Source organism: Pseudomonas persica (genome assembly GCF_900291015.1).
Taxonomy (GTDB): domain Bacteria; phylum Pseudomonadota; class Gammaproteobacteria; order Pseudomonadales; family Pseudomonadaceae; genus Aquipseudomonas.
The window spans coordinates 155,367-176,373 of record NZ_OLKL01000029.1 but is presented as its reverse complement, the minus strand read 5'-3'; the positions used below and the strand labels follow the sequence as shown (position 1 = coordinate 176,373).

Annotated in this window: 17 protein-coding genes and 1 pseudogene; 11 read left to right on the top strand and 7 right to left on the bottom strand. The window is 62.1% G+C overall.

All coding sequences use genetic code 11. The annotated features are described in order from the left end of the window. Window positions 1-141: 141 nt before the first annotated feature. The 4 genes from FQ664_RS14965 to FQ664_RS14950 all read left to right on the top strand — a co-directional run bounded on the left by FQ664_RS14965 (window position 142) and on the right by FQ664_RS14950 (window position 4,380). Window positions 142-816 carry a helix-turn-helix transcriptional regulator gene (locus FQ664_RS14965; protein WP_144172917.1) on the top strand — a complete coding sequence of 225 codons (675 nt, stop codon included), beginning with the start codon at window positions 142-144 and terminating at the stop codon, window positions 814-816. Beyond that, window positions 813-1,730, top strand: coding sequence for a pyridoxal-phosphate dependent enzyme (locus FQ664_RS14960; protein WP_144172915.1), 918 nt, complete (start codon window positions 813-815; stop codon window positions 1,728-1,730). Before FQ664_RS14965 ends, FQ664_RS14960 begins: the two co-directional genes overlap by 4 nt. A gap of 276 nt (window positions 1,731-2,006) precedes the next feature. Next, window positions 2,007-3,104 carry a carboxynorspermidine decarboxylase gene (locus FQ664_RS14955; protein ID WP_144172913.1) on the top strand — a complete coding sequence of 366 codons (1,098 nt, stop codon included), beginning with the start codon at window positions 2,007-2,009 and terminating at the stop codon, window positions 3,102-3,104. 31 nt (window positions 3,105-3,135) lie between these two features. Next, complete coding sequence (locus FQ664_RS14950) at window positions 3,136-4,380, top strand: saccharopine dehydrogenase family protein (RefSeq protein WP_021782415.1); 1,245 nt, start codon at window positions 3,136-3,138, stop codon at window positions 4,378-4,380. Window positions 4,381-4,522: 142 nt separating this feature from the next. Here FQ664_RS14950 and FQ664_RS14945 read toward each other — a convergent pair whose 3' ends face one another. Continuing rightward, a complete protein-coding gene (locus FQ664_RS14945; RefSeq protein ID WP_144172911.1) occupies window positions 4,523-5,569 on the bottom strand; it encodes a class I SAM-dependent methyltransferase in 1,047 nt (348 codons plus the stop codon). Window positions 5,570-5,688: 119 nt separating this feature from the next. Then, a complete protein-coding gene (locus tag FQ664_RS14940; protein WP_144172909.1) occupies window positions 5,689-6,552 on the bottom strand; it encodes a type 1 glutamine amidotransferase domain-containing protein in 864 nt (287 codons plus the stop codon). Between the two features lie 118 nt (window positions 6,553-6,670). Here FQ664_RS14940 and FQ664_RS14935 point away from each other — a divergent pair, with 118 nt between their 5' ends. Genes FQ664_RS14935 through FQ664_RS14905 form a run of 7 tightly spaced genes read left to right on the top strand, consistent with a single transcriptional unit; the run spans window position 6,671 to window position 13,517 of the window. Beyond that, the gene (locus FQ664_RS14935; RefSeq protein WP_144172907.1) at window positions 6,671-7,606 is read left to right on the top strand and encodes a LysR family transcriptional regulator; all 936 of its coding nucleotides are present in this window, start codon (window positions 6,671-6,673) and stop codon (window positions 7,604-7,606) included. A gap of 48 nt (window positions 7,607-7,654) precedes the next feature. Continuing rightward, window positions 7,655-8,992, top strand: coding sequence for a UDP-glucose dehydrogenase family protein (locus FQ664_RS14930; protein WP_144172905.1), 1,338 nt, complete (start codon window positions 7,655-7,657; stop codon window positions 8,990-8,992). Then, window positions 8,980-9,954 (top strand): NAD-dependent epimerase/dehydratase family protein, encoded by a 975-nt coding sequence (locus FQ664_RS14925; RefSeq protein WP_144172903.1) that lies wholly within the window; start codon window positions 8,980-8,982, stop codon window positions 9,952-9,954. Before FQ664_RS14930 ends, FQ664_RS14925 begins: the two co-directional genes overlap by 13 nt. Before the next feature lie 34 nt (window positions 9,955-9,988). Beyond that, complete coding sequence (locus FQ664_RS14920; protein WP_144172901.1) at window positions 9,989-10,732, top strand: glycosyltransferase family 2 protein; 744 nt, start codon at window positions 9,989-9,991, stop codon at window positions 10,730-10,732. Beyond that, window positions 10,729-11,001 (top strand): lipid-A-disaccharide synthase N-terminal domain-containing protein, encoded by a 273-nt coding sequence (locus FQ664_RS14915; protein ID WP_144172899.1) that lies wholly within the window; start codon window positions 10,729-10,731, stop codon window positions 10,999-11,001. Before FQ664_RS14920 ends, FQ664_RS14915 begins: the two co-directional genes overlap by 4 nt. Before the next feature lie 3 nt (window positions 11,002-11,004). Beyond that, on the top strand, window positions 11,005-12,558 hold the full coding sequence (locus FQ664_RS14910) for an ArnT family glycosyltransferase (RefSeq protein WP_144172897.1): 1,554 nt from the start codon (window positions 11,005-11,007) through the stop codon (window positions 12,556-12,558). Next, window positions 12,555-13,517 (top strand): SdiA-regulated domain-containing protein, encoded by a 963-nt coding sequence (locus FQ664_RS14905; RefSeq protein WP_144172895.1) that lies wholly within the window; start codon window positions 12,555-12,557, stop codon window positions 13,515-13,517. The genes FQ664_RS14910 and FQ664_RS14905 overlap by 4 nt, the downstream gene beginning before the upstream one ends. 202 nt (window positions 13,518-13,719) lie before the next feature. On the opposite strand, the gene FQ664_RS14900 is transcribed toward FQ664_RS14905, so the two are convergent. The 5 genes and pseudogenes from FQ664_RS14900 to FQ664_RS14880 form a co-directional block, all read right to left on the bottom strand. Beyond that, window positions 13,720-13,977, bottom strand: coding sequence for a PAAR domain-containing protein (locus tag FQ664_RS14900; RefSeq protein ID WP_144172893.1), 258 nt, complete (start codon window positions 13,975-13,977; stop codon window positions 13,720-13,722). Next, on the bottom strand, window positions 13,974-14,792 hold the full coding sequence (locus FQ664_RS27855; protein WP_233694178.1) for a DUF6708 domain-containing protein: 819 nt from the start codon (window positions 14,790-14,792) through the stop codon (window positions 13,974-13,976). Before FQ664_RS27855 ends, FQ664_RS14900 begins: the two co-directional genes overlap by 4 nt. Further along, complete coding sequence (locus FQ664_RS14890; protein ID WP_144172891.1) at window positions 14,779-18,006, bottom strand: T6SS effector BTH_I2691 family protein; 3,228 nt, start codon at window positions 18,004-18,006, stop codon at window positions 14,779-14,781. The genes FQ664_RS27855 and FQ664_RS14890 overlap by 14 nt, the downstream gene beginning before the upstream one ends. Then, entirely contained in the window at window positions 18,003-18,926 is a 924-nt protein-coding gene (locus FQ664_RS14885; protein ID WP_144172889.1) for a hypothetical protein, read from the bottom strand. Before FQ664_RS14885 ends, FQ664_RS14890 begins: the two co-directional genes overlap by 4 nt. Further along, window positions 18,926-21,004 (bottom strand): annotated as a pseudogene (locus FQ664_RS14880) (type VI secretion system Vgr family protein). Before FQ664_RS14880 ends, FQ664_RS14885 begins: the two are co-directional and overlap by 1 nt. Between the last annotated feature and the right edge of the window lie 3 nt (window positions 21,005-21,007).

Below are 21,007 nucleotides of genomic sequence, written 5' to 3'. Positions count from 1 at the left end.
CTCCCACAGGGACGCCACAGGTCTTGAGTACTGTGGCGTCCCTGTGGGAGCGGGTTTACCCGCGAATGGGCCTGATAAAGCAGATCGCAAAATTCAACTTTATGTGTAAATATACACAAAAAGTTGACTTTGCGATCTGCCATGTCCATGACTCCCAGCGAAGAACGCCAGCTCACCCTCACCGTCCTCAAGGCCACCATCCAGGCCCTGGGCAGCGTTGCCGCGCGCAACATGGAAATCCTCCTGCACGATCTCGACCATCCGGAACACTCCGTGGTAGCGATCGTCAACGGCCATCTTTCCGGGCGCAGCGTTGGCAGCCCGATCCTCGCCGCCCCGGAACAGGACCAAGGTTTCAAGGCACTGATGCAGGCTTCGGCCGATCAGCACGGCTGCGCGCCGGTAGTGCTGCCCGACTACCCCACCACTCTCAAGGGCCGCACCCTGCGCAGCGCCACGGCAATCTTCCGCGACCGCAGCGGCCACCCCTTCGCCAGCCTCTGCGTCAACACCGACGTCACCGGCCTGGACGCCGCCATGAGCTTTCTCCAGCAGTTCCAGCCGCTGGGGGCCGCGCCTGCCGTCAGTGAACCCGCCGACATGGAGCTGCTGATGAGCGAGATAATCCAGGCGTCCCTGCAGCGCAGCGGCCAGGGGCGGATGAACAAGCAGGCCAAGGTCGAGGCCGTGCGAGTGATGCAGGAGCGTGGCCTGTTCATCGTCAAGGGCGGCGTGGAAAAGGCTGCCAGCGCCCTTGGCGTGACCCGCTACACCATTTACAACTACCTTGAGCAACTGCGCGGAGCCAGCCAATGACCTTGCATATTCATACCCCCCTGATCGAATCCCGCCCGCTGTCGCTGGCCGCAGGCCACAACGTCTGGCTCAAGCTCGAGGCCCTGCAGCCCTGCGGCTCGTTCAAGCTGCGCGGCGTGGGCCACGCCTGCGAGGTGCACCATGCCCGCGGCGCGCGGCATTTCGTGTCTTCCTCGGGCGGCAATGCGGGCCTGGCAGTGGCCTATGCCGGGCGCAAGCTGGGCGTGCCGGTGACCGTGGTGGTGCCCGAGACCACCACTGAGCGGGCCAAGGAGCTGCTGCGCCTGGAGGACGCCCAGGTAGTGGTGCATGGCAGCTCCTGGCAAGAGGCCAACGCCCTGGCGCAGACCTTGGTCGGCCCGGATGATGCCTTCATCCACCCATTCGACGACCCGCTGCTGTGGGCCGGGCATGCCAGCCTGGTGGATGAAATTGCCGAAGCCGGTGTGAAGCCGGATGCCGTGGTGTTGTCGGTGGGCGGTGGCGGTTTGCTCAGTGGCGTGGTAGAGGGGCTGCAGCGCAACGGCTGGGGCGATGTGCCGGTGCTGGCGGTAGAAACCGAGGGCGCCGCATCGCTGCATGCGGCCATGCAGGCGGGGCATTCGGTGGAACTGGAACGTATTGCCTCGGTGGCGACTTCGCTGGGGGCCAAGCGTGTGGCTAATCAGGCGCTGGTGTGCGTGCAGCAGCATCCGGTGCACAGCCACTTGGTCAGTGACCGCGCAGCGCTGGAAGCCTGCGAGCGATTTCTGCTGGACCACCGCGTGCTGGTGGAACCCGCGTGTGGGGCGGCATTGGCGTTGGCGTATGCACCGGGCACCCTGGCCAGGTACCAGAATGTGCTGGTGGTGGTTTGCGGCGGGGCTACCGCCACGCTGGAGCAGATTCAGGCATGGTTGCAGCAGGTCGATTAAGGTTGCCTGCACCGGCTCCTTCGCGGGTTCACCCGCGAACACGGGCGTAACCCGTGCCATCCAGCACAGAACGTTGCTCATCGGATATTCCTTGCGGCACGCGGTTGCTGATTACGATAGTCACATGCCGCTGTTCTACTAAGCCCGCCGCAACCGGAAAAATCCCCTCGCAACAGCGTCAACCACGACGAAATGCGTAACCCACCCTTTCGGTCTGCGGCAAGTGAAGGCACAATGCGTGTCCTTTTTTTGGCCGGCCTGGCCGGGGGCCTTTAAATGATCAAGACGCCGTACTACCTCATCGATAAAACCAAGCTGCTGGGCAACATGGAGAAGATCGCCTACGTGCGCGAACACTCCGGTGCCAAGGCGCTGCTCGCCCTCAAGTGCTTTGCCACCTGGTCGGTCTTCGACCTGATGCAACAGTACATGGACGGCACTACCTCTTCGTCGCTGTACGAGCTCAAGCTTGGTCGCCAGAAGTTCGCTGGCGAAACCCACGCCTACAGCGTGGCCTGGGCCGACGACGAGGTCGAGGAAATGCTCGAGAACTGCGACAAGATCATCTTCAACTCGATCGGCCAGCTGCAGCGCTTCGCCGAAAAGTCCGAAGGCAAAGTCCGTGGCCTGCGCGTCAACCCGCAGGTCAGCAGCTCCGACTACCTGCTGGCCGACCCGGCCCGCCCGTTCAGCCGTCTGGGCGAATGGGACCCGGTCAAGGTCGAACAGGTGATCGAGCAGATCTCCGGCTTCATGTTCCACAACAACTGCGAAAACGGCGACTTCGGCCTGTTCGACAAGATGCTCACGCACATCGAAGAACGCTTTGGCCACCTGCTGCACAAGGTCGAATGGGTCAGCCTCGGTGGCGGCATCCACTTTACCGGTGAGGACTACGCGCTGGACGCCTTCTGCGCGCGCCTGAAAGCCTTCTCGGAAAAGTACGGCGTGCAGGTGTACCTGGAGCCGGGCGAAGCGGCCATCACCAACAGCGCCTCGCTGGAAGTAACCGTGCTCGACACCCTGTACAACGGCAAGCACCTGGCCGTGGTCGACAGCTCGATCGAAGCGCACATGCTCGACCTGCTGATCTACCGCCTCAACGCCAAGATGGCCCCCAACGACGGTGCGCATACCTACATGGTCTGCGGCAAGTCGTGCTTGGCCGGTGACATCTTCGGCGAATACCAATTCGATCGTCCGCTGGCCATCGGTGATCGCCTGTCGTTCGTCGACGCGGCGGGTTACACCATGGTCAAGAAAAACTGGTTCAACGGTCTGAAAATGCCATCCATCGTGGTCAAGCAACTCGACGGCAGCGTCGAAGTGGTGCGCGAGTTCGGTTTCGAAGACTACGTTTCCAGCCTGTCGTAAGACCGGCTTTCAGTAAGGAGCAAGGGATAAATTGAAGAAGAACGTTCTTATCATTGGTGCAGGAGGTGTCGCCAAGGTGGTGGCCCACAAGTGCGCGCAGCATAACGACGAACTGGGTCGTATCGCTATTGCGTCACGGAACATCTCCAAATGCCAGGCCATCATCGACAGCGTCAAGGCCAAGGGTAGCCTCAAGGTACCCGCCGACATCCAGGCCTTCTCGCTCAATGCCCTCGATGTCGAGGCAACCAAGGCGCTGATCCGCGAGACCGAATCGCAGATCGTGATCAACGTTGGTTCCGCCTTCCTCAACATGTCGGTGCTGCGTGCCTGCATCGATACCGGTGCCGCGTATCTGGACACCGCCATCCACGAAGAGCCGGGCAAGATCTGCGAGACCCCGCCGTGGTACGGCAACTACGAGTGGAAACACCTCGAAGAGTGCCAGGCAAAGAACATTACCGCCATTCTCGGTGTCGGTTTCGACCCGGGTGTGGTGAACAGCTACGCCAAGCTGGCGCAGCAACAGTATTTCGACAGCATTGACTCGATCGACATTCTCGACGTCAATGCCGGTTCGCATGGCAAGTACTTCGCCACCAACTTCGACCCGGAAATCAATTTCCGCGAGTTCACCGGGCAAGTGTGGAGCTGGCAGAACAGCCAGTGGACCAGCAACACCATGTTCGAGGTCAAGCGTACCGACGACCTGCCGGTGGTAGGTTCGCAGAACCTGTACCTGACCGGCCACGATGAAGTTCACTCGATTTCGAAGAACCTCAACGTGCCGAACGTGCGTTTCTGGATGAGTTTCGGCGAACACTACATCAACGTGTTCACCGTGCTGAAGAACCTGGGCCTGCTCTCCGAGCAACCGGTGAAAACCGCCGAAGGCCTGGAAGTGGTACCGCTGAAAGTGGTCAAGGCCGTGCTGCCGGACCCAGCCTCGCTGGCCCCGGGCTACACCGGCAAGACCTGCATCGGTGACCTGGTCAAGGGCACCAAGGATGGCCAACCGCGCGAAGTGTTCATCTACAACGTGGCCGACCACGAAGAAGCCTACGCCGAGACCGACAGCCAGGGCATTTCCTATACCGCCGGGGTACCGCCAGTGGCTGCCGCCCTGCTGGTTGCCCGTGGTGAGTGGGATGCCAAGCGCATGGTCAACGTCGAGGAGCTGCCAGCCGAGCCGTTCCTCAAGGCGCTGGACGTGATGGGCCTGCCGACCCGTGTCAAAGATGAAAAAGGCGATCGTCCTTGGGACGCTGAAGCCTAAGCAGCAAGACAGAGGGGCGCCATCAAGGCGCCCCTTCTGTTTTTGCAGGCCCGGCCTCTTCGCGGGTAAACCCGCTCCTCCAGACCTGTGAAATGCCTGTGGGAGCGGGTTTACCCGCGAAAGGGCCGCTACAGGCTTACTTCTACTTCCGCGCCTCCAGGATCAGGTTGAACGGTGTCTGCGTCGCCCGCCGGAACCGGCTGAACCCCGCCTCCTCGAACACCGCCCGCAACCGCGCTTCCCCGGCTTGGGCACCCAACCCCAACCCTACCTCCTGCGACAACGAATTAGGCGTGCAGATAAACGTCGATGCCGCATAGAACAAGCGCCCGACCGGTGTCAGGTTGCCGTCCAGCGAATCCTCGGCGTAAGGCTCCACCAACATCACCGTGCCGTCGGCCTTCAAGGCACGGTAAGCATGCTTCGCGGCCCCCACCGGGTCGCCCATGTCGTGCAGGCAATCGAAGAAGCACACCAGGTCATGGTCATGTCCTGGGTAGTCCTTGGCGCTGGCCTGCTGGAAGCTCACCCGTCCCGCCAACCCCGCCTCGCGCGCACGCTCGTTGGCGATGGTGATGGAAGGCCCGTGGTAGTCGTAGCCGACGAAGGTGGATGCCGGAAATGCCTGAGCCATGACCAGCGTCGAAGCACCATGCCCACAGCCCACATCCGCCACCTTGGCGCCCGCCTGCAGCTTGGCCACCACGCCCTCCAGCGCCGGTAGCCATTCGGCCACCAGGAAGGTGCGGTAGCCCGGCCGGAAGAACCGTTCGGTGCCGCTGAACATGCAGGGGTGGTGGTCGCCCCACGCCAGCCCGCCGTCGCCGCGCATGGCCGCTACCAGCTTGTCCTTGTCATGGAACAGCGCTGCCACCACCGCCGCACCACCGGCCATGTAGGCCGGGGAATCTTCCAGCGCCAGGGCCATGGCCTGCTCTTCGGGCAACACGAAACAGCCTTTGTCATGCACCATATAGCCCGAGGCGGCCTGCGCGCTGAGCCATTCGCGCACCAGCCGTGGGTGGCAGCCGGTCTTTTCCGCCAGCGCTTCGGGGGTGGTCGGCTGGCTGTCGGCCATGGCCCGGTACAACCCCAGTTCGTCGCCAAGAATCACGTTGGCCAAGGTCGCCGCCGCGCCCATGTCGCCCACCAGCTTGCCCATGAAATCGTGAAGCCTTGCCTCGTCCATGACCTGCCCTCCTCTGCAAGAAGGCCATCGCCAGCGAGGGATATCCGCTCCGGGGAGGCGGTGGTCGATTGAATGGTGTGAGCCTGCCGAGCGTTGCCCAACGCAGGCCACTTGTAAGTCTAGATGCCCTGATCAGAAGGCTTTGCCTGCCCAGCCAACTTTTCCAGTAGCACCTTGGCCAGCGCCTTGTCCGAGAACGGGTTCTGCCCGGTTATCAGTTCGCGGTCCACCACCACATTGGGTTGCCAGGCCTTGGCGTAGCCCATGTCGCCCCCGGCCATTGCCATGGCGTTGGCCGGGTAGAACAACAGCCGCTGGTCCTTGAGCGAACCTTCGAACACCTGCTCCTCCGGGTCGGAGAAGATGGTCATCTTGTAGCCCTTGTACAACCAGTCGTTGGCTGCCGGCTTCTCGCCACGCGCCAGCGCCGCCTGGTAGCCGGCCGGGTCCTGCTGCGCCGAAAGCAAGGCAATAGGGCCGTGACAGATGGCTGCAGTGGGTTTGCCCGCCTGGTGAAAATGCCGCAGCAAGGTGCCCACGTCCGGATTGTTGGCCAAGTCGATCAACGGCGCATGGCCGCCGGGGATGAACAGCCCGGCATAACGCCCCAGGTCACCTGCCAGGACTTCTTTCACCGACAGGGTATCGTCAATACCCGGCAGGCCTTGCACGACCTTCTCGATCCGGCGCATCTCCGCCGCATCACCGGCAAAGTAGCTTGGGTCGATCGAACGCTGGTCGACGCGCGGGGCATTACCCTTGGGGGTAACCAGCACCAGCTTGTAACCAGCCTTGAGCATCTGGTCGGCAGGCACGCCGAACTCGTTGAGGTAGTAGCCGGTGGCGTAGCGCTTGCCGTCCTGCAGCGGCAGTTGGTGCTCGCTGGACAGCAGCACCAGCACCTCACCCTTGGGTGCCGCATGGGCACCAGCGGCAAGCAGGGTGCCGGCAACAGCCAAGGCAAGCCGGGACATTTTGGTCATGCAACAATCTCCTGATCTGGCAAATAGGGCCTTCCGCTCATGGTGGCGGGATGCGTTCATGCTAATGGCAAGGCTATGATTCGATAATTCGAAAGCCCGCATGCCTGTGATCCAGAAAATGAATATCACCAGCAAGGACCTCAACCTGCTGTACCTGTTCCATGTGCTGTATCAGGAACGCAACGCCACCCTCGCCGCCCAGCGCATGGCGCTGAGCCAGCCCGCGCTCAGCCACAAGCTCAACAAGCTGCGCCATCAGTTTGGCGACCCGCTGTTCGTCCGCGCGCCCAGGGGCCTGACCCCGACGCCGCGCGCCCACGAACTGGCGCCCGAGGTAGAACGCTTGGTGGTGGGCCTGGAAGGTTTCTATGAACGCTGCGAAGGGCAGGACTTCCTCGCCCGCCCTGCCCGCTTGCACCTGTATAGCACTGACTATGTAGAGCAGACGCTGTTGCCCAGGCTGCTGCCGATCCTGCGCAGCCAGGCACCGAACCTGACGCTGGTCACCCACAACACCCGCGGCCAGCTACCTCGCGAAGAACTGGAGAAAGGCACCTGTGACCTGGCTGTTGCCGGGTTCTACACCGACCTGCCAGAAACCTTCCACCAACAGCGCCTGCTAAGCGAACACTTTGTAGTGCTGGCCTCGCGCAGCCATCCAGGCCTGGGCAACGGCCTCGACCTCGATACCTTCCTCGCCAGCGACCACCTGCTCACCACCCTCACCGGCGACCTCGATGGCCTGGTCGACCGCGCCTTGCGCAGCCTGGGAATGCAACGACGGGTCGTGGCTGGTCTGTCGAGCTTCTTGGCACCCACGCGCCTGCTGCGCGGCACCAACCTGCTGCTCACCTGCCTGCGCTCGCTGGCCATCGAAGCCAGCGCGCGTGATGATGACCTGCTCATCTACCCGCTACCGCTGACATTGCCAGCGGTCGAGGTGATGCAGATCTGGCACGAACGCACCCATGCCGATCCTTTGCGACGCTGGTTCCGCCATCAGCTATGGAGCGTCGCTCAACAGGCAGCGGCCGGCGCAAGTAACAATTCCTAAACAACAATGTGACATTTTTTTTCAGCTTTCTCCCCAAGGAGCTGTCAAATGAAGGTCACGGTTTTCGGTACCGGCTATGTCGGCCTCACCCAGGCAGTGTGCCTGGCCCAGGTGGGCCACTCGGTGTTGTGCATGGATATCGACGCCGAGCGGGTCGCCAGCCTCAATGAAAGCCATTGCCCGATCTTCGAGCCCGGCCTTGCGCCGATGCTGGAGAAGAACCTGGCCTGCGGTCGCCTGCGTTTCACCACCGATGCCAGCGAGGCGGCCAACTACGCCAGGTTGCAGTTCATCGCCGTCGGCACCCCGCCACAGGCCGATGGCAGCGCCGACCTGAAGCACGTATTCGCCGTGGTCGACAGCATCCTCGAACATGCCGACGGCCCCAAGGTGATCGTCAACAAATCCACCGTACCGGTCGGCACGGTGCACCGCATCAAGGCACGCATCGCCCAGGCCGTGGCCGATAGCAGCCGCTTCCACGTCGTCAGCAACCCCGAGTTCCTCAAGGAAGGCTCGGCTGTCGATGACTGCATGCGCCCGGAGCGCATCATCATCGGTGGCGCCGAACCTGCCGAGGTGGAGTTGCTGCGCGAGCTGTACCTGCCGTTCAGCCGCAACCGCGAAAAACTCATGGTCATGGATGCGCGCAGCGCCGAGCTGACCAAGTACGCGGCCAATTGCATGCTGGCGACCAAGATCTCCTTCATCAACGAAATCGCCAACATGGCCGAGCACTTGGGCGCCGACATCGAAATGGTGCGCCGCGGCATCGGCTCGGACCCGCGCATCGGCTACGACTTCATCTACGCCGGCTGCGGCTTTGGCGGCTCGTGCTTCCCCAAGGACCTGCAAGCCCTGCGCCGCAGCGCCGAGGCCGAAGGTTTCGAACCGCAGCTGCTGCGTGCGGTGGAGTCGGTCAACGAGCAGCAAAAGGGCCGGCTGTTCAGCAAGATCCAGCGCCACTACCCACGTGGCCTGCGGGGCAAGGTCTTCGCTTTGTGGGGGTTGTCGTTCAAGCCCAATACCAACGACATCCGCGAGGCCTCCAGCCGGGTCCTGCTGGAAGCCCTGTGGGCCGCCGGCGCGCGGGTGCAGGCCCACGACCCGCAGGCCATGGAAGAGATCCTGCGCCACTATGGCCCGCGCGCCGACCTGCAACTGGTGCCGTGCAAGGACGATGCGCTGCGCGGCGCCGATGCCCTGGTGATTGTCACCGAATGGCAGGACTACCGCGTGCTCAACCTGGACAAGGTGCCGCAACAACTGGCCGATCGGGTGGTATTCGATGGGCGCAACCTGTTCGAACCCGAGCATATGGCCGCCGCCGGCCTGACCTACTACGGTATCGGCCGTGGCCAGGTGCAGCCAGCATGCCCGTACTGATTACCGGCGTGGCCGGTTTCATCGGCTACCACGTTGCACGGCGCCTGTGCGAAGCAGGCATCGAGGTGGTCGGCATCGACAACCTCAATGCCTACTACAGCGTCCAGCTAAAGCTGGCGCGCCTGCAGCAGCTGTTCGGCTTTGCCAATTTCCGCTTCCACACCCTCGACATCGCCCACCCCGGCGAACTGCAACAGCTGTTCGCCGGGCAGGCGTTCGGTGAGGTGATCCATCTGGCGGCGCAGGCCGGGGTGCGCTATTCGCTGGACAACCCCGGCGCCTATGGGCAGACCAACCTGGTCGGCTTTCTCAACCTCCTCGAAGCCTGCCGCCAGCAGCCGCCCCGCCACCTGATCTACGCCTCCAGCAGTTCGGTGTACGGCGCCAACGCCAAGCTGCCGTTCAGCGTCGACGACCCGGTCGAGCAACCGCTGTCTCTGTACGCCGCCAGCAAGCGCGCCAATGAACTGATGGCGCACAGCTACGCACACCTGTACCAGCTGCCGACCACCGGTCTGCGTTTTTTTACCGTCTACGGCCCCTGGGGCCGCCCCGACATGGCCTTGTTCAAGTTCACCCACGCCATGCTCCAGGGCCGGCCAATCGCGGTCTACAACAACGGTCTGATGGGGCGCGACTTCACTTATATCGACGACATCGTCGAGAGCATTGTGCGCCTGCGCCTGAAGCCGCCACTGCCGGCCGAGGGGCAACCGCCCTGCCAACTGTTCAACATCGGCCGAGGCCAGCCGGTACGGCTGCTGCACTTCATCGAAAGCCTGGAGCGCGCCCTGGGCATCAAGGCCCGGCGCGACTACCTGCCGCTGCAAGCGGGTGACGTGCTGGAAACCTGGGCCGACGTCGGCTCGCTGACGCGCTGGATCGACTACACCCCGGGCACATCGCTGGAACACGGCGTCAACGCCTTCGTTGGCTGGTACAGGGATTTCTACCGGGGTTGAACCGCGCAATCACAACAAGATCACAGGTAGCCTCATGACAGATCCTCTTGACCTCTCGGTACTCATTCCCGCCAGGAACGAGGTCGACAACCTGCCGTCACTGCTGATGGAAATACGCACCGCGCTGGCGGCCGAAGACTATGAAGTGCTGGTGGTCGATGATGGCAGCAGCGACCGCACCCTGAGCGTACTGCAGCAACTGAAAAGCCAGGGTTACACGCAACTGCGCATCCTCCGCCACGAGCGCTCGCTGGGCCAGAGCACCTCGCTGTGGCATGCCGCCCAGGCGGCACGCGGGCGCTGGCTGGCGACCCTGGACGGCGACGGCCAGAACGACCCGGCAGACATCCCTGGCATGCTGGCCCTGGTGCGCGCCAACCAGGACCTGGCCGGTGGCGTCAAGCTGGTGGCCGGGCACCGGGTCAACCGCCGCGACAGCGCCAGCAAGCGCTGGGCCTCGCGCTTTGCCAACGGCCTGCGCAGCCGCCTGCTCAAGGACGCCACGCCAGACACCGGCTGCGGGCTGAAACTGATCGAGCGCACGGCCTTCCTGCGCTTACCCTATTTCGACCACATGCACCGTTTCATCCCGGCACTGATCCTGCGCCACAACGGCCGTATGCTGGTGCACCCGGTCAACCACCGGCCACGGCACGCCGGGGTATCCAAGTACGGCAATCTGGACCGCGCCCTGGTCGGCATCCTCGACCTGTTCGGGGTCTGGTGGCTGATCCGTCGCACCCGCCTGGACACGCCCGCCCAGGAGCTCGAAGGATGACCCGTGAGACCCTGTGGTTGATCATCGGCTTCGCCGGCCAGGCCGTATTCACCGGGCGCTTCGTGTTGCAGTGGCTGTACAGCGAGTTCAAGCGCCGCAGCGTGATCCCGGTGGGTTTCTGGTACCTGAGCATGCTCGGCAGCGCACTGTTGCTGACTTACGCCATCTATCGCCAGGACCCGGTGTTCATCATCGGCCAGAGCTTCGGCTTGCTGGTCTACCTGCGCAACCTGCAGCTGATCGCCCGCCATCAGGAACAGAAGGAATAACCCTTGCCAAGGTTCAACACGCTCGGGGCCGAACGCCTGACCCTGATTGCCTTCGCGGTGCTGCTGGTGGGCGCAGGTATCGGCTGGCGCCAGCCGATGAATGTCGATGAAGAACGCTTTCTCGGCATCGCCCTGGAAATGCTGCAGAGCGGCAACTGGTTCATCCCGCACCGGGCGGCGGAAATCTACGGCGACAAGCCGCCGCTGTTCATGTGGACCGTCGCCCTGTTCAGCCACCTGACCGGCTCGCCCAAGGTTGCCCTGTACCTGCCAGGGCTGCTGTCGGCTGCGACCATCACCTGGGTGCTACATGACCTGGGGCGGCGCCTGTGGCACCGGCGCATCGGCATGATCGCCGCCTTGCTGTTCCTGGCCACCTACCAGACATACAGCATCCTGCGCACCGGGCAGATCGACAGCTTCCTGTGCCTGTGGGTGGCGCTGGGTTTCTACGGCATGGTTCGCCATCTGCTGCTGGGGCCGGCCTGGGGCTGGTTCTACCTGGCCTGCGCGGCCATGGGCCTGGGTATCATCAGCAAGGGCGTGGGCTTTGTCCCGGCGCTGATGCTGCTGCCCTATGCCTGGGCGGTGCGCCAGCGCTGGCACGGGGTGGTAGTCATGCCCGGCCAGGGTTGGCGCTGGAGCCTGGGGCTGCTGGCGCTGCTGGCCGGTTGCGCGGTGTGGCTGCTGCCACTGCTGATATCGATCGCCCATGGCGGCGGCACGACTGAGCTGGCCTACCTGAAGGAAATCCTGCTGCGCCAGACCGCCAGCCGCTATGCCAATGCCTGGGACCATCGCGAGCCGTTCTGGTACTTCTTCGTCAAGGTCATTCCCAAATACTGGTTGCCACTGGTGCTGGCCCTGCCCTGGCTGATACCGGCCTGGCGCCGGCAGCTGCAAAAACACGACGGGCGCTTCCTGCTGCTTGGCTGGGTAGCGCTGGTGCTGTTGTTTTTCAGCCTCAGCAGCGGCAAGCGCAAGCTGTACATCTTCCCGGCGCTGCCGGGCCTGGTGCTGGCCATCGCGCCACTGCTACCGTGGCTGCTCCAGCGCTGGCTCAGGAGGCGGCCGGCCTGGCGCAAGGCGTTCACTGCCGTGGCCCTGGTATGGTTCGCGCTGTGGTTCGCGCGCGGCTTCGTCGAGCCGCTGAAGGAAGGCCGCAACCCGCATGAGACATTGATGAGTGAAGCTGCGCGGGCCACCGGCGGTGCCGAGCTGGTGCTGGTCGACTGGCGCGAGGGGCATTGGCTGTTCGCCCGGCAACCCATCGTGCACTTCAGCTTCACCGACCAGTCCAAGGCAAATGCAGCCGCCTACTGGCTGCGCCACAACCCCACGGCCTTCGCCCTGATCCCGGCTTCGGAACTGGGCCGCTGCTTCAGAACCGACAAGGCACGCAGGCTGGGCGAGACCTCGCGCGCCGAGTGGTATGTGGTCGGCGCCGATGCCGATAACGGCCAGTGCCAGGCCACAGCCCCAAGTCACGTCTACCATTTCGCCTGGGCGGCTTCGCCCGGCAACCTGCAAACCGCCGCGGAGCACCCCGGGAAATGACCAGCCAGACCCTGCCGGCCCAGCGCCGGCGTTGGTGGCAGCGGGTAAACCGCTGGCGCCAGGTAGCCGCCGTGACGCTGCTGCTGGCCATGGGTGTGCTCGGTATCGAGGCCGCCCGCTCGTTCTGGCCCCAGCAGCTCTACGCCCACCTGAGCAACCGCTGGAGCGGCGACACCGCACCCGGCCAGAACATCTGGCTACCGGCCTACCAGCTGGCGATCGACGCCAAGGTGGTGGAACAAGGCCTGGGCAACCTGTCCGGGATCACCTACGACGATGACCACGACCGCTTGCTGGCCATCACCAATAGCTACCCCATGGAGCTGCTGGAGCTGAGCAAGAGCGGCGACATCCAGGCCCGCTACCCGCTGGTGGGCTTCGAGGACGCCGAGGGGCTCGCCTACCTAGGCAAGGGTCGCCTGGCCATCAGTGACGAGCAGCTGCAACGGCTAAGCGTGATAACCCTGCCCGACCACCCGCAGCCAATCGACGCCAGCCAGGCCCAGTGGATCACCCTCGGCATCAACCCGACCCACAGCAACAAGGGCTTCGAGGGCGTGACCTACGACCGCCAGCACGACCGTCTGTACGCCATCAAGGAACGTGCCCCACGGCAGCTGTTCGAGGTAACCGGCCTGGTCGATGCCTTGAATGGCGGGCCCTTGCACCTCACCGTCAATGACCGGCGTCACTGGGTCAAGCGCAGTGTTTTCGCCACCGACCTGTCTGACGGCTACTATGACGCGCGCACGGGCCACCTGCTGCTGCTCAGCGACCAGGCGAAGAACATCAGCGAACTCGACAGCGATGGCCGCTTCGTCAGCATTCGCTCGCTGCGCGCCGCTATCGGTGGACTGGGCCGCGATGCACCGCAGCCCGAGGGCATCACCATGGACAATGCCGGCAATCTGTACGTGGTCAGCGAGCCGAATTTGTTCTACCGGTTCAGCAAGCCTTGAGCTTGATGCCTGTCAGTCAAGCGAACTGGGGCCGCCTTGCGGCCCATTGTCGACAAGCCACCCACCTTGTGGGAGCGGGTTCACCCGCGAGGAATTCCACGCGGTGCATGGCACCGGCTACGCCGGTGTTCGCGGCCGATCCCACAGGGATCTGGGCAAGCTGCCAGATTTTGCACAAGATACAGAGCCTGCGCTGTTTTCATCAATCCAACATCCACCCGGCATCGCCCTCCTCCAGCACTCCACCGTGATCCGTCCGGTCACCTTTACGCGCCACGGCCGCGCCTTCGATCAGGAAATGCTCAGCCCCACTTTCGATCACGGCGCCGCACGTGGTCCGATCCCCCACCCTGGCAACCGCCCTGCCATTGAAGGTGTACGTGGCACTGCCGCTTTCCACCTGGTTGGTGCCATGTAGCGGGCAGACATGTCGATGACCTACAAGTACGACAGGGTTCATTGAGCTTCTCCTTCTGATGGCCCAGTACGCGATTCACGGTCCATTTCCTGAGGCCAATCAACCTTCGGCGCCAGGCAGTGCATGTGGCTGAGGCCATCGTCATCGTTCCAGTCACGGGGTGGGTGCACGAATTTCGGCAGGGCTTCGGGGCCTTGCTGCATGAATAGCCGGGCGATAGCCCAGTAGGCTTCTCCGTGGTAGAGGTCGTGGGTGAATAACACGCGGTCGATGACTTCGTCGGTGTCCGGGTTGCGAACCGACAGCATGACGTTTTCGATCAGGCCACCGTAGCCGGGGGCGTAGACTCGGTAGACTTCGGCGGTTACGTCGTCCCAATTGTAGGCGACAGGTTTGACGCCCCAGTGTTTGCGGCTGAACAGGAAGAGGTAGTTGCATCTGAATTGATAAACATAGATCTTTCGACGCAAGCGATTAAAACGTATTGGTTCGTCTCGTGGAAGTGCCAAGTCTAGCCGAACAAATGAAAAGACGACCCATATGCAGATTAGAGGCCCGAGTATCAAGATTAGCTTCATAATCCAATCGAAGGCCTGACTGTAATCAATGAGACCCCAATACACTTGTACAGTTACAAAAAACAAGAACAGCAGCGTCGGAATGCCAAGCAAGGCCAATACACCTCGTAGACGGACTGTAGATCGAGGCAACTCCATGTATACATCATCAGCATGGTTTGGTGGCGGATTGATATCATTCAAATTCAAGAGAGATGTGGGTGCTTCGTGGGCGCTCGGTAGATCGTAGCGCCAGGCTGGCGCACGTCTCATTAACACTCTTGGCTCATGCGTCGTCATTTGCCCTCCGGTTACATACCTCAATATACGCACTTTCAATTTCTCGGTCCGGCCAGTACATTACCAGCAATGTTGCTGCGACAATGGAGTGCGCTCCAATTGTCGGCATGAGTTCTATAAGGCCTGAGATAGCCAATTGGGACCGGTCATTACCCTCCGAAAAAGAAGAGTACTTTTTATCAATATTAAAGTCGCTTTTATAGTCGGGCAGCCTAGGTGGAGAAAAGCCAGGGAAGCTGGCCGACTTGGAAAAGCCAGTTGAGCGACGTGCATGAAACTCATCCACAACCAGCGTCTCTCCTCCCGTGTAGTCCGGGAACTGGCCATCACCTAGACGATGGACTGTCAGGCACCACCGATATGCCGACATTCCGTCTTTGTACTGAGGTAGGATTATCTTGAATTTTATTTTTTGTTTCCGTTCAAGACCGGTCAACCCTCCGATCCTTGGAGTGGCCGGGTCGCTTACCAGATTCGATTCGAAGTGGAATTCTGCCTGTACACCTAGCGTGGCGGCGTTGAGCTCCGCAAATGCGATGTCTGCGTATTCCGGGCTTCTCCAGTGAATGACTGGCGTCTCATCTGCCTTTCCAAAACAGCACCGTCGGGCCCACCGTTCCAGAGCGGATGACTCATTCTCTTCAGCGCTTTTGCTAAGCGTATAGGCAGTCAACGCCAGCACTACAGCGAGGCCTACGGGTCCCCATACAGTGGAACTTAATGCTGTTCCAGCGACGGCAATGGCGCTGGCCCCGTAAAAACCTGCAGCCAACCAGTATCGTATCGCTGCTGCACCATCTCCTGCTGCCGATACACGTTTAGCAGCAGAAACTGCCTGTGCTGCCTCAACAAACCCGACGACAGCGCCTACTACAGCACCGATTTTTATCAAGGTCTCGCCTGTGGCAGTAGCACCTTTGGCCCATGGCATACCCTTATAGGCACTTGCCCGCAACATGAGCCCAACCAGTTCGATATGCCCTCCCAACACTCCCAAGTACGATCCTTGCAACGCCAACTTGGCCTCATACGCCTTGGGCCCAATCTCCGTTTCCGCCTTTTCCTGATTCCTGCCCAGGCTGTCCTGTTGCAAATACAACCCGCCTATCGCCAGCAGAACCTCCCAGCTGCCAGCAATCCCGCGCAACCCGGAAAAACCGGTTCTAACCAATCGGGCTGCCTGCTGCGTCGTGATCTTCATCCCCTGCAACAACCTGCGCGCATCGGTTTCCAGCGTCCCCGCCGCCACCGAGATATCCACCAGGGCAAGCTGCGCCGCGCTGCTCGCCTGGGTCACGCCCATGCTGACTTCCTTGAACAACCGCCCATGCACCTCCTCAGCCTTGCCTTCGACCCACACCGTCACACTGATCATAGTATTGGTGAGCCGTGGATCGAGCACGGCCAGGCTCATCAAGCCGTGCTGGATAATCGGCCGCACCTTGCGCATGGCCTTCATCGAGCCAAACTCGAAGTCATCGATATTGCGGCGCATCCGGTCCCGCGCCTCGGCGATCGACGCATTGGCCTTGTGCTGCAACTCCCGGAGGTGGGCACTTTGCAAGGCGTAGTACTCACCCAGCTTCATCTTCACTTCCAGTTCGATCAGGTGCACGCCGTTGTAGAGAAACTGCGTGGCGCTGTTCAGGTGCCGCACGGCCTTCTGAATGCCAGGCGACAGACATGGCGCCAGCCGCTGACTGGCCGCATTGAGCGCACCCTGCGTTTCAGCAATGGCCTGCTTGAGGGTGTTGCGCATGCGCAGGCCGGCGTCATCGCTGGCGATGATCTTGCTCAGCATGCCGTAGAGCTTGTCGCTGTCGTTCCAGTTGATCGCTTCTGTGGCGGAGAAACTGGGCAGCAGCCCGGCCAGCAATGACTGGTCGCGCATCAGCAAGGCGCGGTAGGGCGGGCTGTCCGGATCCTGCAGCCATTTCAACCAGAGCAGTTCGCTGGTGCCGGATGCGGGAACATGCGGTTCAAGGCGGAGGACGACAGCTTCCGTAACGCCGCCACCCAGGCACAGGGCCATGGTCTTGGCATAGGCCACCCCGGACTCACGATCGTTACCGTCGTAGTCGTACGCCTCGGCCACCTTGAACATGGGCGTATCGAACAAGGCAGCGTACGCCTTTGCATCCTTGTCGATGTAACGCTGAAACTCGCGCTCCTGCTGCTCATATTCAGCCTGGAACGCGGCCCGCTGCGGTTCGTGGTAGCGCTCTTCAAGCCGCTCGTCACTCTCCTGCTGCGCACGCTCGACCAATAGCTGCCGCTCGACTGCCGGGGCGGTGAACACCGGCGGCCCATCGCCCGTCATCGGTTCCAGCGACGGCACCTTCTGCGCCGCCCATTCCCTGTGCGTGGCACGAATGATCTGCAGGATCTGCGAGGTCTGCAGTTGATAGGCCCGCATCGGTTCTTCACGCCAGGCCTGACGCTTCAGTACCCAGTTCAGGCGCTGATGGTTGTACTCCTGAATCAGCCCGACGGTGTCGTCGAGCACCACCGCCAGCACGCCGTTTTCCAGCTTGTGCCGGTTGATCGCATTGATCAGATACCCACGCAGGGCGAACCGGCGCAACCAGCGGCTGTGGAAGCCATGCGCACTGTCGAAGGGGGCACAGCCATGCTGGGCATACTCGAACACCTGCTGGTCGACCCCAAGCTTATCGGGCGTCATGGCGATGCCTAGGAGTTCGGGATTGCTGCGTGCCTGAATCAGGTCCAGGCCCTCGAAGCGATGCGCAGGCGACGCGCCGCTCTTGTAGGCGTTCAGCACGCTCACCGGCCAAGGATCGCTGGAGAAGGCCAGCCAGGCGCTGGCGTACCTGCTGGTATCGATGTTGAGAAAGGCCGAAGGAATGTCGTGATCTGCGTTCACGCATTTTTCGGGCAGCGGCGAAGGCGGGCCGTCTGGCGGCTCATAAGGATTAAAGCGGCGCAGATGACCTTGCTCGCTGACGGCATAGGCGTGCCAGACCTGCTGGTCGAGCAGGACATACAGGTAGCCCCTGCGCAAAGTGCGCAAGCCGATCTTTGTCGAGATATGCCGGTTATCCGCCACGGTGGAGACACACCCGGGGCGGGTATCCGGCACCAGGGCGCGACGCAGCGGCAGGATCGGCAGGCCCTGGCGCTCGCAGGACATGCACTGGTCGTGCGGGAGCCCGGCTTCGGCGGCTGCGAGGGCAATACGTTGGCTGATGGTCATAAACGACTCTCGGATTTCGGCAGGCATTCGATCAGTTGGCGCCATTGCGCCTCGGAGTAGCGGGCAAGCAACGCGGCAAGAGGGGCCCGGCCTCTGGCTGCTGCGTCGATCATTTCGCCCACCGCAGGTACGGTATGCAGCCTGGGGTGAATGCACAGGTGATGGAGAGCGAAAACCACGATGTCCTCCATCTCGCTCAGGCCCAGCCTGCGCGCATCATCGACATGGTTCGAAGCACGCACCGCAGCAAACGGTGGAATCTGACACTGGTTGACGTTGTGCGAACCCGCCCGCAACACTCTCCAGGTAGCCAGTACACGTTCAATCAGCCCCACGTCATCCTGAATCCGCCGCGCAGGTGCCGGCAAAGGGTGTCTCTGCCCGCTCTGCCCTTTCAGGCTTGCCAACCTCCCACCGCTACTCAGGAACAACCAGTCACTGATCGGCCACCACGGGCCTTGTTCAAGCCGCTCGAACGTCGCCGCAAGCAACTCCAGACGGACTGGTTCGTAGACCGGGTAGCAGCCAAATTCCCGATTGGGATCGGGTAGCCGACACAAGACTGTGAGATGGGACGCGACAGTGGCCGAAGGTGCCTCACTGAACAGCCAGCCACATAGGTAACGCCGTTGCTGAAACAACGCCCTCTGCGCTGCTCGGGCGGTCAGCTCCAGCAGACAGCGACCGGGGACCGTTCCGGGCGAAGCCAGGCAGGCCAGTACGGGATGCAGTTGGGGTGCATGGGCCAGGTCGGCCCGGTGCACACGGGTAAAGGCATGCTCACCCAAGGCATTGCGCAGCGGGGCAAGCACGGCGTGGTCGCCATTGTGAGCAGTCGCAAGCGGATCTATCAGCACATGGCAGTACAAGTGCGCCCGATGGTGGCTTTCGATGAGCCTGACCAAGTCATCAGTGTCCATCAGACCTTGGCCTCGCACTTGTTGCTGGCGTCAGGGGTAAGCATGAGTGACTGGCTATTTCCAGCCCCTGACGCAGCCGCGCTGGTTGGCCCCAGCAGGTCGAGTTTCAGCCCATTGATGGTGATGCCCTGCTCATCCAGTACAATGCTACCGCCCACGGTTCTGAACTCGATCCGCTCACTGGCGCGCACCTGATAGGTCGTCGTACGTTGCTCCATGCCCTGCCCGACGGTGACCTTTTGCGCACCTTTGACGACAAGCTCGGCGTCCTTTCCGACAAAGACCTGGTGATTGGCCCCCGTTGATTCGCTACGGTCGTTGCCTACCTTCTCGATCAGGTCATGCTTGATGTCTACGCTGCAGGTTTGCCCGATGAGCTGGGTATGGTCACGCCCGGTTTCCTGGCGGAAGTCATTGCCGATATTCAAGTGCTCATCATTGCCGACCTGCTCGACACGATTACGCCCGATACGCGTGGTCTCATCATTACCGACTACATTGTTCTGGTCCCGCTGGGCATGGATGAACACTTCTTCCTTGCCCAGTTCGTCCTCGAAGCGCAGCTCGTTGAAGCCATCGCCCTTGTGGGTCTGGCTCTTGATGGTCATGCGAGTCTTGTGTTCGGGCAGGTCGTACGGCGGCAACTGGTTGCCGCAGTAGGTACGCCCGGTGATCATCGGCTAGTCGGGGTCGGCGTTGACGTACTGGATGATCACGTCCTGGCCGATGCGCGGAATGGCCATCGAGCCCCAGCTGCCGCCGGCCCAGCCTTGCGACACGCGCACCCAGCAGGAGCTGAATTCGTTGTTCTCGCTCTCCCGATCCCAGGGGAAGCTGACCTTGACCCGGCCCCACTCGTCGCAGTAGATCTCTTCCCCGGGCGGCCCGACGACGGTGGCCATGTGTGGGCCGTCGATGCGTGGCTTGGGCAACGGCGCCGGACGCCATTCGATCCGGCCGGGTACCAGCACGGCTTCCTGCGAGTAGCGCGTTCCTTGTTCGGCTCCGGCAGCTTCTTCTTGCAAGCTGGTGAATTGGCTGCCCTCGTGATGTATACGCATCACACGCCAATGTGCGTTGAGGTCTTTGCGCGGATGTTCGATGAGGGTGAAGCTCAGCCCCGGTTGCAGGCGGACATCGTCACCCTCGACTTCGGCAATATGGGCGTCATGGCGCAGGGCCGTTAGACGGGTGGCGGTGAAGGGTACACCGACCGCATCGCGCTTGTAGCGGCCGGGGTAATCGAAGCGCTCATAGTCCCGGGACTGATGGGTGATGCCACTGTCACCTGCGCGGTGTTCCTGCCGGTACTGCGGATTGGTGAAGGTGTAGTCCCGCTGCACCTGGCGTGCGGTGCGCACCTGTTCGCTGTAACGCAGGCGGCGCAGGCAAGGCCTGGCCTGGTCGCCACCGCTGTTGGCGCGGTACAGCACCTGGTCGGGGCCGATGTCACCTTCATCGAAGAAGACATCATCCTCGTCGTCGGCCTTGATCGCGCTCCGGCTGATCTGCCCCAGCGCCAACAGTCGGTCAGTGATGACCAGTTGGTGGTGTTTCGGCGTGTGCTCGAAGCGATAGACGAAACCCTCTTCACCAGCCAAGCGGGCGATGAAGTCGAGGTCCGTTTCACCGGCCTGTACGCAGAACTCGCGCACCTGATGCTCGCCCATACTCTTGATTTCGAAACGGGCAATGCCCTGGCGCTTGAGCATCAATTCGAGAATCTGCGGCACGGTTTTCTGCTGGAAGATGCGCCAGTTCGAACGCAAGCCGGCACGGGCCAGCACGGGCTCGACCAAGGCGCGGTAACGGGTGCGATAGAACCCCGTCTCACCCTGGCTGAAGCTGCTGACCAGGCCGTGCACATAGCGCAGGGGGCGCTCACCGCACCAGATCGTGAACAGCACCGGCTTGTCGAGCAACTGGCCGAAGTCGACATCGTCTTCGAAACTGATCAACTCCAGCTTCAACTGGAACGGTGTGCTGATGGCTTCGTCGAATTCGAACGAAACCACTTCGAACTCATGCTGGCCAGCCAGCGGCTGGAAGGTAAAACGCAAAGCGGATTGGCTAGGCATGTG